Origin of the sequence: uncultured Kordia sp., assembly GCF_947489565.1 — a bacterium.
In the GTDB taxonomy this organism is placed as follows: Bacteria; Bacteroidota; Bacteroidia; order Flavobacteriales; family Flavobacteriaceae; genus Kordia.
This window is the reverse complement of the sequence record NZ_CANLEA010000005.1, coordinates 85,423-98,672: the sequence shown is the minus strand read 5'-3', so window position 1 is coordinate 98,672 and position 13,250 is coordinate 85,423. Positions and strand designations below refer to the sequence as shown.

Sequence of the window (13,250 nt, the reverse complement as noted above, 5' to 3'; positions counted from 1 at the left end):
TTCTCAATAACTCAGTTAGGTATTTTCAATTAAAACATATTTTGATTTATAAATTATAATCCAACGGCAAAGTATTCGCAATACGCTTGTCTCCTAATACGCCTCCGAAGGAAATTTTTCTCGGAGGCGAATAATTTCCATACTTATCGATAATAAATTCTTTCTCAGTATCTAAAATTGTCAAAAATGATTTTTGAAAACGGTCGTACACAACTACCAAGCGATCTGCGGTGAGTTTTACTTTGGTATCTTCGCCCATAGGTGTAATTTGAAAATACTTATACGGCGGCACAATAAATCCTTTTCGAAAGATTTGAAAACCATTCTCTGTGAGTTGTTTTTTGGCTAAAGAACGCATAAAATATAAAACCGATTCTCCAAACTCTTTCTCTCTTGCTTTTCGATGCCTTCTGCGGACTCTTTTATTGCGTTCTGTATAAAAAGTAGCACCTTCTACATATACACTTCGGGTCAATACATCGCCTCTTGTGGTAAGTCGCAAATCGGCTTCAAACACTTCCATAGTATAAGAAACTGTATATCCCAAATACTTATTTTTAATGATAATCGGCTTGTCTGCATACGCATTGAGTTTTTGCGTCGTAGGATTGTATACCAATTCGATATCATCCAAATTCATAATTTGACATAGATACGGTTCTACAGTTTTGCCTATAAATTCACGTTTAAAAATTTCCATCTTTTTTCGGCGCGACCAAGGATCGTTTTCTAAATAAACCGTTCCTAAAGCTTGTGGTTTTAGCTTCATGTAAATCTTCGCGCCATTTTCTAACTTTCGAACATCAAACAATAAGGTTTCATATCCTATATAGCTAACTACGAGTGGCGATTTTGTTGAAGGTTTATAATCGATGGAGAATTTACCATTTTCATTCGTCGTCGTACCAATAGTAGTTCCATCAAAATAAATAGAAACACCTAACAAAGGTTCTTGTGTTTTTTGATCTAATACATATGCTTCTAAGGTTTGTGCATACGAAATAGCTGTGAAGAATAGACTTAAATAAAGAAAAAAGCTCGTGTAATTTTTTTTCATGCGTTTTTTGATTGATGGTTACTAAAAATAATAATTATTTTTGTCAAAAGATTGCTATATCTCATGAATTTAACTGAACTCAAATCCTTTCTAGATGAAAAAGTTGTAGAATACAACCAACCCAAATTTGTAGAAAGCGACCCGATCCAAATTCCACACAAATTTCACGCTAAAGAAGACATCGAAATCGCTGCTTTTTTAACGGCTACCATTGCGTGGGGTAATCGAAAAATGATCAATAATAATGCCAAGAAAATGATGGAATTGTTAGGGAATTCTCCCTACGATTTTGTGATGAATCATACAGAAGAAGACCTAGAATCTCTGGAATCGTTTGTACATCGAACGTTTAACGGAACGGACTTTGTTTTCTTTATAAGAGCTTTACAGAACATTTATAAAAATCATGGTGGATTAGAAGCCGTTTTTGCAAATACCAAAGAAGAACGTATGCAAGATGCCATTTCTGCGTTTAAAGACGTTTTCTTTAGCATTCCATATCCAGAACGTACACGAAAACACGTTTCTGATCCGAAAAAAGGAAGTGCTGCCAAACGTATCAATATGTTTCTTCGTTGGATGGTGCGCGATGATAATACTGGAGTAGATTTTGGAATTTGGAAAACCCTTTCGCCTTCGCAATTATCCTGTCCACTAGATGTACATTCAGGAAATGTAGCACGAAAATTAGGTTTATTAAAACGCAAACAGAATGACGCAAAAGCTTTGTTAGAATTGGATACTGCACTGCGAAAATTAGATCCGAATGATCCTGTAAAGTATGATTTTGCGCTGTTTGGATTAGGTGTTTTTGAGAAGTTCTAGGATAAACTAGTCGCATGTAAAAAAGTAAGCAAATACTTTAAAAATAGCGCATTTTTAAGCCTATCTCATTAAAAATGTGAGTTTATCATTTTTTTAAAAAATAATTCTATACATTGTAGTTTCACATCCCCTTTTTGTTATTAAAATACTCATAATATACAGAATTTCAATTGACTACTATGATAATAGAAGCGATGTAAAACTTGTCAAAAGCGAGAAAAAATGTACCAACTAAGAATTAAAAAATATAGGCATGCGAGATAAATTACTTTTCCTACTAATAATATTTATGTCCTATGATGGATATGCGCAGATTGGTTTTGAAGAAAACCAAATCACAAATGAGCTAGAATCTCCAAAAGGCATACATTCTGTTGATATTGATAACGATGGTGACATAGATTTAATTTCTGCAAGCCATGATATGATCGTCTGGTTTGAAAATTATGAGGGGCAAGGTGCTTTCGGAGCTCACAAAGTTATTAGTACATCAGTAAATAGTGCAAGTTCAGTATATGCTGCAGATATAGATGGTGATGGTGATATGGATGTGCTTTCTACTTCTGCTTGGGATAACAAAATCGCTTGGTATGAAAATACCGATGGGCTAGGTACTTTTGGTGCCCAACAAATAATATCAACAATGGTAGATAATCCACTATCAGTGTATACAGCAGATATAGATGGTGATGGTGATTTGGATGTACTTTCTGCATCAATTTATGATAATAAAATAGCTTGGTACGAAAATACAGATGGGCTAGGTACTTTTGGATCACAACAAACTATTACAACCAGCGCATACAGAGCAAGAGTTGTAAAAGCAAGTGATATAGATGGTGATGGTGATTTGGATGTAATCTCGGCATCGCGAAGTGATAATAAAATAGCTTGGTATGAAAATACAGATGGGCTAGGTACTTTTGGATCACCACAAATTATTACAACCAATGCAGTTCAAATTGCCCATTTATTCATACATGATGTAGATGGTGATGGTGATATGGATGTACTTTCTGACTTTGGCTACTCCATAGTTTGGTTCGAAAATACAGATGGGCTAGGTACTTTTGGAAGTCAACAAATTATCGGTTACACTTTTACTGCGACTACAAGTTCACTATTTGCTACAGATTTAGATAATGATGGTGATATAGATATACTTTCGCATCCCGCTAACCCTGATGATGAAATAACTTGGTTTGAAAATACAGACGGGCAAGGTACTTTTGGTGCTGAGCAATTAATTACAACAATAGTAGATGTTCAGGTAAGATCGCTTCATGCAACTGATCTAGACGGTGATGGTGATGAAGAAGTGTTTTTTGTATCTACTTGGGACGGAATAGCTTGGTTTGAAAATATAGATGGGCAAGGCACCGTAGGACCTCGACAAACAATTACACCATTAACAGTCTCTGCATGGTCAGTGCAAGCATGTGATATAGATAATGATGGTGATAAGGATGTGCTTTCCGCGTCACTAGATGGCAATATAGCTTGGTATAAAAACACAGATGGGCAGGGTACTTTTAAACAACAACTGGTCATTGCAACTGTAGAAGCTTCAAAATCAGTGTATGCTGTAGATTTAGACAATGATGGTGATAAGGATGTATTATGTTCTTCTCGTGATAATGATACCATAGCTTGGTATGAAAACACGGATGGGCAAGGTACTTTTGGAACGCAACAAACGATTACAACAATAGCAGATGGTGCAAACTCAGTGTATGCTGCAGATTTTGATAACGATGGCGACATGGATGTATTATGTTCTTCTGAAAATGATGATACTATAGCTTGGTTTGAAAACACGGATGGACAAGGTACTTTTGGATTGCGACAAATAATTTCAACAATGACTGATAGGCCATCGGGTGTTTATGCTGCTGATTTAGATGGCGATGGTGATATGGATGTGCTTTCTGCTTCTCGTTGGGATAATAAAATTGCTTGGTATGAAAATACCGATGGCTCAGGAACTTTTGGCGCCCAACAAATTATCACAACATCAATAAATTATCCAACATCGGTTCATGCAACTGACCTAGATGGCGATGGCGATATGGATGTTTTATCAGCCTCAGAGAGTGATGACAAAATAGCCTGGTACGAGAACACAGACGGTCAAGGCAGTTTTGGTACTCAACAAATCATTACAACATTGGCAGATCGTGCAAGCTCAGTGTATGCAGAAGATTTAGATGGCGATGGTGATATAGATGTATTGTCTTCTTCTCGTACTGATAACAAAATCGCTTGGTATGAAAATACCGATGGGCAAGGTACTTTTGGTACGCAACAGATTATTTCTACAATGGCAGATGAAGCAACCTCAGTATATGCCAGTGATATAAATGGTGATGGCAATATAGATGTACTTTCAACATCAGCTTTAGATGCTAAAGTAGCTTGGTATAAAAATTTAGGAAATGTTACAAATGAAATAAGCGGAGAAATTATCATGGATCTAAATGCAGATGGTTGTGATAACAACGACGCATCTATTGGAAATTTATTAGTAGAAACTACAGATGGAACTACGAGTTTCTCTACTTTTTCGCTTAACAATGGAGTGTATCAATTATTCCCAGAATTAGGGGATTTTACGACTTCCATCGTGACACCATTATCTGATTATTATACGGTAACTCCTGCGTCAGCAACATCAAACTTTACAGGAATAGGAAACGTAGATACTGTAGATTTTTGTTTGCAGCCCATAGGAACTCATAACGATTTAAATATCGCAATTTATCCATCTGTTAATGATCCTCGACCAGGTTTTGACACCACATATCAAATAGTTTACAATAATATTGGGAATACACAATTAAGCGGCGATATTACTTTTGAGTTTAACAATTCCAAAATGCAATTTTTAAATGCTAGCCAATTTGTAAGCTCACAAACTGCAAATACCTTAACTTTTAATTTTACAAATTTAAGTCCGTTTGAAACAAGAACTATAGATTTATTTTTTAACGTATTTCCGCCACCAACTACCAATATAGATGATATACTAACATCTACTGCTACTATAAATCCATTATCTGGAGACGAAACTCCGGGAGATAATGTATTCAGCTTACGCCAAACCGTTATAGGATCGTACGATCCAAATGATATTCGTGTATTAGAAGGTGATGAAATTCTATTAGAAGACATCGACAAATACTTGCATTATATTATCCGTTTTCAAAATACTGGAACAGCAAGTGCTATAAATGTAAGAGTTGAACATGTATTGGATAGCAAATTAGATTGGTCTACAATGCAGTTGCAGAGTCTAAGTCATTCAGGACGTGTAGAGATTACTAATGGAAATGATATTGAGTTCATTTTTGACAATATTAATTTGCCAGACAGTACAAACGATGAACCTAATTCTCATGGTTATATTACTTTTAAGATAAAACCAAAAAGCGATGTTGCTGTAGGAGATATCATCACTGGTGTAGCCGATATTTATTTTGATTTTAATCCGCCGATTATCACCAATACTGCTATGACAGAAATTGTACAACGCTTATCCGTTGGTGAGTTTGAAGCTAATAAGGCATCCATTTATCCTAACCCAACTAATGGTATTTTACAAATAAAGACCAAAAACAATATCAACACTATTTTGGTTTATGACTTGAATGGAAGATTACTTATAAATGAACAACTCTCTGTATACAAGCCAACTCATGAATTGAATGTTAAACATTTGTCTAATGGCTTTTATTTCTTGGAAGTAAAATCTGGTAATACCAATCAAATTGTTAAGTTTATTAAAAACTAATAAGGTTTAGACTTGCTTAGAAAATTGGATTTTTAGATTATGGAAATAAAACTATGATTAGAAGAAAACTCCTAACCATAGTTTAGACCAAAAATTTAATTTATAAATTTATTAAGCACACGCAGTAGCCGACTGACATTGAGTAAGTGCACAGTTTGACATGGCTACAGAATCTACGGTACAATTATACGCTTCCGTAGCATTTGGAACTCCACATCTTCCTCTTTGACTAAGTAGATTACAGTCTTTGTTACAAGTATGATCATCTTCTCTTGTAATAGTTAAATAGTCATCAGTTCCTCCTCCAGAAATCATACTACGTTGTAAATTAGAAATTGACGTTTTGTTTAATGCTAAATTGTTTAATTTTTGTTTTTTCATAATACAAGTTTTAAAAATTAATATTGAAGCAAACCTATCCTGAAAAAACAGACAAAACAACAAAAGCAATCTAGTATTCGACAATTCTAGATTAAAAAAATAATATTCAAATCATTAATTATCAGTAATTTAAATTAAATCAAAAAGTATATTCCATAAAAAAGCCTCATCTATTGATGAAGCTTCATTTTTATCTTTTTTTATATTTTTTCTAGTTATTTGACACGTTTAAAAACAATGGCATCTGTTGAAAAATCTGTTGGTCTACCTGTACCTCCACCAAAAGTCATGGCCATTTGCATTTCATCATTAGACTTCATTTTTATAATGCCTTTTAGTCTTCCTAACTCTTTTTTCGAACCATTATCAATGATAATAAAATCAATTCCTGTTGGCGTAACTCCATTGTTAATCGTATATTTCATTGCTGCATTGACACCTTGCATTGCATATGATCTTCCGCCAACAACTTGACCGCCAATTTCAAACGAAGCATATCCATCACTTGTTAAAGTTAAAAAACCTATTTCTCCTTTATCTTGCCCTTTCCATTTTCCTACATGATTCCCTTCTGGAGCTGCAAAAGAAAATAATAACATGAGTGTAACAAGTGCAAATGACAGTTTTTTCAAAATTTTCATAATCGGGATTTTTAATATTTTTTTCTGTCAACAATATATATCAATATTTTTTAATTGACTAATTATTTATTATTCTTTGATTTTATATGGACTTCATTGTAAACAATTTACAATCCAATAATAGCTGCTTCCGCACAACGTTCGCCGTCCATTGCAGCAGAGACAATTCCGCCAGCATATCCGCCACCTTCTCCACACGGAAATAAACCAGTTACTTCTGGATGTTCTAAATTTTCTTTTCTCGGAATGTTTACGGGCGAAGATGTACGCGATTCCACACCAATAATATTTGCCTGATCGGTATAATAACCGTTCATTTTTTGTCCGAATGCAGCAAATCCTTTTCGCAAACGTCCACCAATAGATTTCGGTAAGAGTGAATGTAATGGTGCCGATTTTAAACCTGGCTGGTACGATGTCGGATTCAAATCAGTTGATAATTTCCCTTCCACAAAATCCGTTAAACGTTGCGCTGGTGCTACTTGACTTCTTCCGCCTGCGGTAAACGCCAAACGTTCCAAATCTTTTTGAAATTCCAATCCTTTTAGTACGCCGTATTGTTCGTATTTGAATAAATCTTTCTCCGCATTGATTTCAACGACAATTCCAGAATTCGCAAATTTATTATTTCGTCGAGAAGGAGACATTCCATTCACCACAACTTCTCCATTTGCGGTTGCAGCTGGCACGATAAATCCGCCTGGACACATACAAAACGAATACACACCTCTATCGCGCACTTGATGCACCAAACTATACGCTGCAGCTGGTAATAACTCGTTGCGTTCGCCTGTACAATGGTATTGAATGTTGTCAATGATTTCCTGTGGATGTTCTACCCGAACGCCCATGGCAAACGATTTTGCTTTGAGTGCTACTTCTTTTTTGTGAAGCAACTCGTAAATATCTCTTGCCGAATGTCCTGTTGCCAGAATGACGCGATTTGCAATCATTTCACGGCCATCTAACAATTGAATGGCTTGTATTTTATGTTCTTTGATGATCAAATCGGTTACACGTGCTTCAAAATGGATTTCACCACCATATTTTAAGATCGTTTCGCGAATATTTTTAACAACATTGGGCAATTTATTTGTTCCAATATGTGGATGCGCATCTACCAATATTTGATCGGTTGCGCCATGATACACTAAATTTTCAAAGATTCTGCGCACATCACCACGTTTTAGACTTCGCGTATATAATTTTCCATCCGAATACGTTCCTGCGCCGCCTTCTCCAAAGCAATAATTGGAATCTTCATTTACAAAATGTTCTTGGTTGATGGCACGTAAATCGCGACGACGTTCTTTTACATTTTTTCCACGTTCCAACACTATCGGCTTAAAACCTAATTCAATACTACGCAAAGCAGCATACATTCCTGCAGGTCCAAACCCAACAATATGAATTTCTTTTGCGTTAGACACATCTTTATAATCAAATTGGTATTCGCTCGCTTCGGGAAGTGCTTCGTTGATGTAAACGGCAACTTTATAGTTAAAAACAATCAACGGTTTGCGCGCGTCAATTGATTTTCGCAATACTTTGATGCCTGTGATACCTGCTGCCAATTTCCCTAGCTTTTGCTTGGTTTTTTGCATCAAAATATCCTCTTGCGTTTCTTCCTCAATTGTAATGCGTAACTGAATTTCTTTGATCATGCTGCAAAGCTATTGTTTTTTGTTGAGAGTTTGTTTTTAGATTTCTCAGTAATTCAAAAGTTAATTTAAGAAGCTACTTTTGATTTTTCCACAATCTTAAGTAAATTACAGTAGAATTCTATCACATGAAAAAAATTAATTGGAAATATGCTTTAGGGGAAATTCTGCTGATTTTTATAGGTATTACACTTGCCATTACATTTCAAAACTGGAATGAAAACCGAAAACAAGCTCAATTAGAAAAAACCGTTTTAAAACAGTTAAAAGCTTCTTTACAAAATGACTTAAAAGATGTCAATGCCAACCTAGCTACACATCAACGAGTGCAACAAAGTTGTGGACGAATTCTGGAAGCGTTGCATAGTTCTGATCCAATTAATGATCAATTAGTGATCAGGGAAATGTCTCAGGCTTCCGATAATACATTTTTAGTCTCGGATGTTTCTACCTACGAATATTTAAAATCTATAGGCTTACATATCATTCAAGACGATGATTTACGAAAACAAATTTCCATTTTGTATGAAGTCGTTTACAAAGGAATTGAGGGACTTGAAGGCAACTCAAGTTTCGTCCAACAGAGTTTTATAGAAAGCATTAAAAAATACTATACATTCACTAATGGTAAGTTTGCAGGTCGAAAATCATTTGACTTGATACGAACGGATGATAATTTAAAATTTGAACTAGGAAGTTTGCAATATTTACATCAAATTATGATTAATAGGTATCAGAAAAAAGTGATTCCTGAGTTGGATAAACTGATCAAAATGGTGGAAGTTGCTTTATAAAAATCGACAATCTAAAAAACCGTAATCAAAATAGATTTTATATCTCATGAAAAAAATAGACAAAGTTTCTGTACGACTGGCTATGATTGGAGTTATTATTGGACTTATGATGACAATCGTTTTTCATAAATCACCTAATGTGTTAGCTGTAATTCCTGTGGCAGGAGCTATTGGAGGTTTAATCGGAACTATTATAGATAAAAAAAGAGCGCGAAATAAAAATTCAAACGAACAACAGTCTTAATTCAACTAATAACCTCAACAACAAAATTTTTCGTTTTCAGTATGCATAGTTTTTATGCTTTTTATTAATCATAGAAAATCGCATTGCACATGTATCATCTTTGTGTTACATTTATAGGAAATAAGAGGGATTTCATGTAAAATGACTGATATATATGATAAAAAACTATTCAACATTAAATGATAAGATACTTTAGAATATCAAAATGGCTTTTAATAATTGGAGGAATAATATATATTAGTTTGGTTCTTTTTTCAATAATTACGGTTGGTTCTGCTGGGCATAATACTGGAATAAATATCGTAACTGTATTCGCTTGTTTATTAATGATACTATTCTTGTTATTAACTCACAAATTTGAAAATTTTGGCAATAAAGTATTTGAAATATTGAATTGGCTGACAATCGGACTGATAATTTGGGTGATGTCAAATGTTATATATGGAAGTCTTACTGATTACAACAAAGGAGAAGAATTATTATTAATTTCATCGATCGCTTTGCCTATGATATTAGCGTCTATAGTAGTCATTGGATTGATGAAAAAATTGAATAAAAGAATCACCTAACACGCTGTATAATACATACAAAACATTGATATAAAACCTACCTTATGAAACTATTATTCACTTTTATAACTTGCTCCATGCTAACTACGCTGTGTCTAGCACAAGAAAACAGTTCCAAAATTACTGTTGGGACAAGTTATAGTATTGAATCAACTATATTAAACGAAAAACGGGTCATTCAGGTTTACACGCCTGATGGATACTCAGCATCAAAACAACAATATCCTGTATTGTATATATTAGACGGACAACAGTACTTTTTAAGTGGTGTAGGTTTGCTAAAATCCATCCGTAGTCCACGCGCTATTCCTGAAATGATTGTCGTAGGCATTACAGATAATGAATCATCAAGATGGACTTGGTTTGGAGATGAAAAAGAAAAATTCTCACGCTTTTTGATTGATGAAGTCATTCCATTTGTCAAAGCAAATTACAGCACAAATGAAGAACGTGTCATTTTCGGTTGGGAAGGTGGCGCTTATTATGCCAGTGAATTACTTTTAACACATCCCGAAATCTTCAATGGAGCCATTTTAAGTAATGGAGGGTATGCGTCTAAAGAAATGCTTAAAGATTTTACTACGGACAAAGCAACCTATTTGTACATGGCAAACTCTAAAAAAGATATTTATAATATCGATTATACCGAAGAATTTCATGAAATTTTAAAAGAAAATAGTCCCAAAAATCTTGTGTGGAACTATGATTTACACAATAATGAAGTACATGAAAGCTTAGCGCATTTGGCACTATACAAAGGATTGAAATTCTATTATCATAACTATAATTCGCTTGTTTTTGAAAGCATACAACAGTATATTGATTTGGGCGGAATGGAATATTTGACAAGTTATTTTAAAGGACGTTCAGAACGATTTGGTTTCGACAACACTATAGACAATAGCACAAAAAACGCATTAATTTGGCTGGCATGGAAAAGAGATCGTTTTGAATATTTTAAACTGTTCATGACCGAATTCAAAGATGTATTGACTACCAAAAGATATGATTCGGCGTATTGGCAACATCGTTTTGGACAATTCTACCTAAAACATAAAGATTATCCGAATGCAATTAAATATTTTAACACAGGACTTAGCAAATACCCAAACTCAAGATTTGAAAAGCAAATGAAGGAAGGACTTATGGAAGCAAAAAATAGAAAAAAGTAATTCCTGAGTTAGACAAATTGATCAAAAAGTTGGAAGCAAAGAAATAAAACATAAAAAATACAACCTATGAAAAGCTCTTTTAAATGTACGATCTCACTACTGTTTCTGGTGTTTTTAGGTGCTTGTACGCATAAAGAAAGTAAGTATACAATTAGTGTAAATGAAGTATCTCCTTGGTGTATTATAGGTTTTGATTCTCAAGATAGAACACCACAAGAACGAATTACCATGTTAAAGCAAATGGGATTGTCCAAATATGGTTTTAACAGAGGAAAAGGAGATTTGAGTACAATGAAGGAAGAATTCAAACTGGCGCAACAAAATGATATTGAAATTACTTCCATTTTTCTTTGGTTAAATGCTAAAAGAGATAGTATTGGTAAATTGAGTTCAAATAATCAAGAATTGTTGGTAAATTTGGCTGAAATGGATCACAAACCTACAGTATGGATAAGTTTTAGTGACAATTTCTTTGAAAAACTTTCGCAGGAAGAATCTATAGAATTCGCTATTGAAATGATCAAATTTATAAAGTCAAAAGCAGATGAATTGGGTTGCAAATTAGCGCTCTATAACCATCATGGTTGGTTTGGAAATCCTCATAATCAAGTTGAAATTTTAGAAAGATTGAATCAAAAATCAATCACAATGGTATATAATTTTCATCATGCACATGAATATGTAGATGAATTTCCCTCGATTGTCAAAAAGATCAAACCCTATTTATCTTATGTGAATTTGAATGGTGTGAAAAAGGAAGGTCCACAAATCTTAGCAATAGACCAAGGAGATCATGAATTTGAGATGATTAAGCAACTTATAGATGAAGGTTTTAAAGGACCTTGGGGAATTTTGGGACATATTAAGACAGAAGATGTTGAAAAAGTTTTACTTCAAAACATAAATGGATTAAAGTCAATAAATGCTAAATTGAAGCAAGAAGGCAGTTAAAACAACGTTTCCTATTTTACTCAAAAAACCGCTTCCAAAACTCCGATTTTTTCCAACGTAATTCCTGTCGGTACAAATTGTTTTTAGACTGTAAATATTGCTGAAAGATTTTCCGCATCGTTTCATTGTAGGCTGCAAACGCATCAGGATCGGCTTCTGTGAGTTTTTTATCAATAGTTTCTGAAGCTCTCGCTGCGGTAAAAATAGCATTGGTAATTCCGTGGGAAGACAACGGATCAAAGGACATCGCTGCATCTCCGAGTGCCAACCAATTACTTCCTGAAATCTGTTTGGCTACGGATGAATTTGCATTGCCTCCTTTTAATTTTACATTTTCAGTTGCTCCTAAAAAATCTTTGAAATAAACCGTTTCCGATAGTACCGATTTCCATTGAGACACGTCTTTAAGTTCTGCTAAAATCTCATGTCCTTTCTGTGTATAAATGGTACAGATATTTTCCGTTTCGTTCAACGCAGAGACAATTCCCCAACCTTGTGCAAAACTTTCCACATACACTTCATGCGTCAATTTTGGATGTTTGATTTTTGGTACATGACAACTCACCGCAACCAATTCGTCATGCGTTTCACTATCAATTTTAAGCTTTTGTAATACAGCACGATTTCTTCCCGTAGCATCAATTAATATTTTTCCTTGCACAATTTTAATACCATCGTTTTTGGCTAAAACTACGGTACTTCCATGTGCTTCATTGATAATTTCAAAACCTTTGGTATACGAAATCATATCTTCACGAATCAAATCTCGCATTTTCTCTAAAGTTTGATGCTTGTTTATTTTCAAACCATTCTTAAATGGATTTTGATGGTAAAAGTTGATATCTGTCACACGCGAACTTCCCCACATAGAATGATATCCGTAGGTTTTTCGATACGCATTTTCTTCAAACAAGGATAACAATTGCAATTGCTGTAATAAAGGCATTGCCGATGGCGGTAAAGTTTCGCCTAAACCAAAAGGTCGCTTCTCCCCTTTTCTATGCAACAATGCAAATGATATTCCTTTACGTTGCAAAAGCACTGCCAGCGTTACGCCAGCAATGCCATTGCCTATTATAATTACTTCTTTTTGCATGTAGTTTTATAATAATTGTTTGCTTCTTAGTACTTCTCGATCTTCAACTTAATTGGAGAATGACAACCT

At 34.4% G+C, this 13,250-nt stretch carries 12 protein-coding genes; 7 read left to right on the top strand and 5 right to left on the bottom strand.

Annotated features, from left to right (window positions below; translation table 11 throughout):
- Positions 1–46 precede the first annotated feature (46 nt).
- On the bottom strand, positions 47–1,057 hold the full coding sequence (locus tag Q0845_RS08135; protein WP_298511590.1) for a carboxypeptidase-like regulatory domain-containing protein: 1,011 nt from the start codon (positions 1,055–1,057) through the stop codon (positions 47–49).
- 63 nt (positions 1,058–1,120) lie between these two features.
- On the opposite strand from Q0845_RS08135, the gene Q0845_RS08130 reads away from it, so the two are divergent.
- Both Q0845_RS08130 and Q0845_RS08125 read left to right on the top strand, forming a co-directional pair.
- Positions 1,121–1,882, top strand: a complete 762-nt coding sequence (locus tag Q0845_RS08130; RefSeq protein ID WP_298511588.1) for a TIGR02757 family protein — start codon at positions 1,121–1,123, stop codon at positions 1,880–1,882.
- Positions 1,883–2,135: 253 nt separating this feature from the next.
- Entirely contained in the window at positions 2,136–5,672 is a 3,537-nt protein-coding gene (locus tag Q0845_RS08125) for a T9SS type A sorting domain-containing protein (protein WP_298511586.1), read from the top strand.
- Positions 5,673–5,783: 111 nt separating this feature from the next.
- Here Q0845_RS08125 and Q0845_RS08120 read toward each other — a convergent pair whose 3' ends face one another.
- From Q0845_RS08120 to Q0845_RS08110, 3 genes are all read right to left on the bottom strand, one after another.
- Positions 5,784–6,053, bottom strand: a complete 270-nt coding sequence (locus tag Q0845_RS08120; protein ID WP_298511584.1) for a hypothetical protein — start codon at positions 6,051–6,053, stop codon at positions 5,784–5,786.
- 215 nt (positions 6,054–6,268) lie between these two features.
- Positions 6,269–6,694: a hypothetical protein gene (locus Q0845_RS08115; protein WP_298511582.1), complete on the bottom strand. Its 426-nt coding sequence runs from the start codon at positions 6,692–6,694 to the stop codon at positions 6,269–6,271.
- A 107-nt stretch (positions 6,695–6,801) separates the two neighbouring features.
- Complete coding sequence (locus Q0845_RS08110) at positions 6,802–8,358, bottom strand: NAD(P)/FAD-dependent oxidoreductase (RefSeq protein ID WP_298511580.1); 1,557 nt, start codon at positions 8,356–8,358, stop codon at positions 6,802–6,804.
- 125 nt (positions 8,359–8,483) lie between these two features.
- On the opposite strand from Q0845_RS08110, the gene Q0845_RS08105 reads away from it, so the two are divergent.
- The 5 genes from Q0845_RS08105 to Q0845_RS08085 all read left to right on the top strand — a co-directional run bounded on the left by Q0845_RS08105 (position 8,484) and on the right by Q0845_RS08085 (position 12,085).
- Positions 8,484–9,149, top strand: a complete 666-nt coding sequence (locus Q0845_RS08105) for a DUF6090 family protein (protein ID WP_298511578.1) — start codon at positions 8,484–8,486, stop codon at positions 9,147–9,149.
- 46 nt (positions 9,150–9,195) lie between these two features.
- A complete protein-coding gene (locus tag Q0845_RS08100; RefSeq protein ID WP_298511576.1) occupies positions 9,196–9,393 on the top strand; it encodes a hypothetical protein in 198 nt (65 codons plus the stop codon).
- Positions 9,394–9,572: 179 nt separating this feature from the next.
- Positions 9,573–9,962 (top strand): hypothetical protein, encoded by a 390-nt coding sequence (locus tag Q0845_RS08095; RefSeq protein WP_298511574.1) that lies wholly within the window; start codon positions 9,573–9,575, stop codon positions 9,960–9,962.
- Between the two features lie 44 nt (positions 9,963–10,006).
- Positions 10,007–11,134, top strand: a complete 1,128-nt coding sequence (locus Q0845_RS08090) for an alpha/beta hydrolase-fold protein (RefSeq protein WP_298511572.1) — start codon at positions 10,007–10,009, stop codon at positions 11,132–11,134.
- 66 nt (positions 11,135–11,200) lie between these two features.
- Positions 11,201–12,085 carry a TIM barrel protein gene (locus Q0845_RS08085; protein WP_298511570.1) on the top strand — a complete coding sequence of 295 codons (885 nt, stop codon included), beginning with the start codon at positions 11,201–11,203 and terminating at the stop codon, positions 12,083–12,085.
- Positions 12,086–12,101: 16 nt separating this feature from the next.
- Here Q0845_RS08085 and Q0845_RS08080 read toward each other — a convergent pair whose 3' ends face one another.
- On the bottom strand, positions 12,102–13,181 hold the full coding sequence (locus tag Q0845_RS08080) for an FAD-dependent monooxygenase (RefSeq protein WP_298511568.1): 1,080 nt from the start codon (positions 13,179–13,181) through the stop codon (positions 12,102–12,104).
- Between the last annotated feature and the right edge of the window lie 69 nt (positions 13,182–13,250).

Bases quoted from the DNA above. Each gene is read 5' to 3' on its own strand.
- Q0845_RS08090 (WP_298511572.1), top strand. From the start codon at position 10,007: ATGAAACTATTATTCACTTTTATAACTTGCTCCATGCTAACTACGCTG.
- Q0845_RS08115 (WP_298511582.1), bottom strand. From the start codon at position 6,694: ATGAAAATTTTGAAAAAACTGTCATTTGCACTTGTTACACTCATGTTA.
- Q0845_RS08130 (WP_298511588.1), top strand. From the start codon at position 1,121: ATGAATTTAACTGAACTCAAATCCTTTCTAGATGAAAAAGTTGTAGAA.
- Q0845_RS08105 (WP_298511578.1), top strand. From the start codon at position 8,484: ATGAAAAAAATTAATTGGAAATATGCTTTAGGGGAAATTCTGCTGATT.
- Q0845_RS08135 (WP_298511590.1), bottom strand. From the start codon at position 1,057: ATGAAAAAAAATTACACGAGCTTTTTTCTTTATTTAAGTCTATTCTTC.
- Q0845_RS08085 (WP_298511570.1), top strand. From the start codon at position 11,201: ATGAAAAGCTCTTTTAAATGTACGATCTCACTACTGTTTCTGGTGTTT.
- Q0845_RS08110 (WP_298511580.1), bottom strand. From the start codon at position 8,358: ATGATCAAAGAAATTCAGTTACGCATTACAATTGAGGAAGAAACGCAA.
- Q0845_RS08125 (WP_298511586.1), top strand. From the start codon at position 2,136: ATGCGAGATAAATTACTTTTCCTACTAATAATATTTATGTCCTATGAT.
- Q0845_RS08120 (WP_298511584.1), bottom strand. From the start codon at position 6,053: ATGAAAAAACAAAAATTAAACAATTTAGCATTAAACAAAACGTCAATT.
- Q0845_RS08095 (WP_298511574.1), top strand. From the start codon at position 9,573: ATGATAAGATACTTTAGAATATCAAAATGGCTTTTAATAATTGGAGGA.
- Q0845_RS08080 (WP_298511568.1), bottom strand. From the start codon at position 13,181: ATGCAAAAAGAAGTAATTATAATAGGCAATGGCATTGCTGGCGTAACG.
- Q0845_RS08100 (WP_298511576.1), top strand. From the start codon at position 9,196: ATGAAAAAAATAGACAAAGTTTCTGTACGACTGGCTATGATTGGAGTT.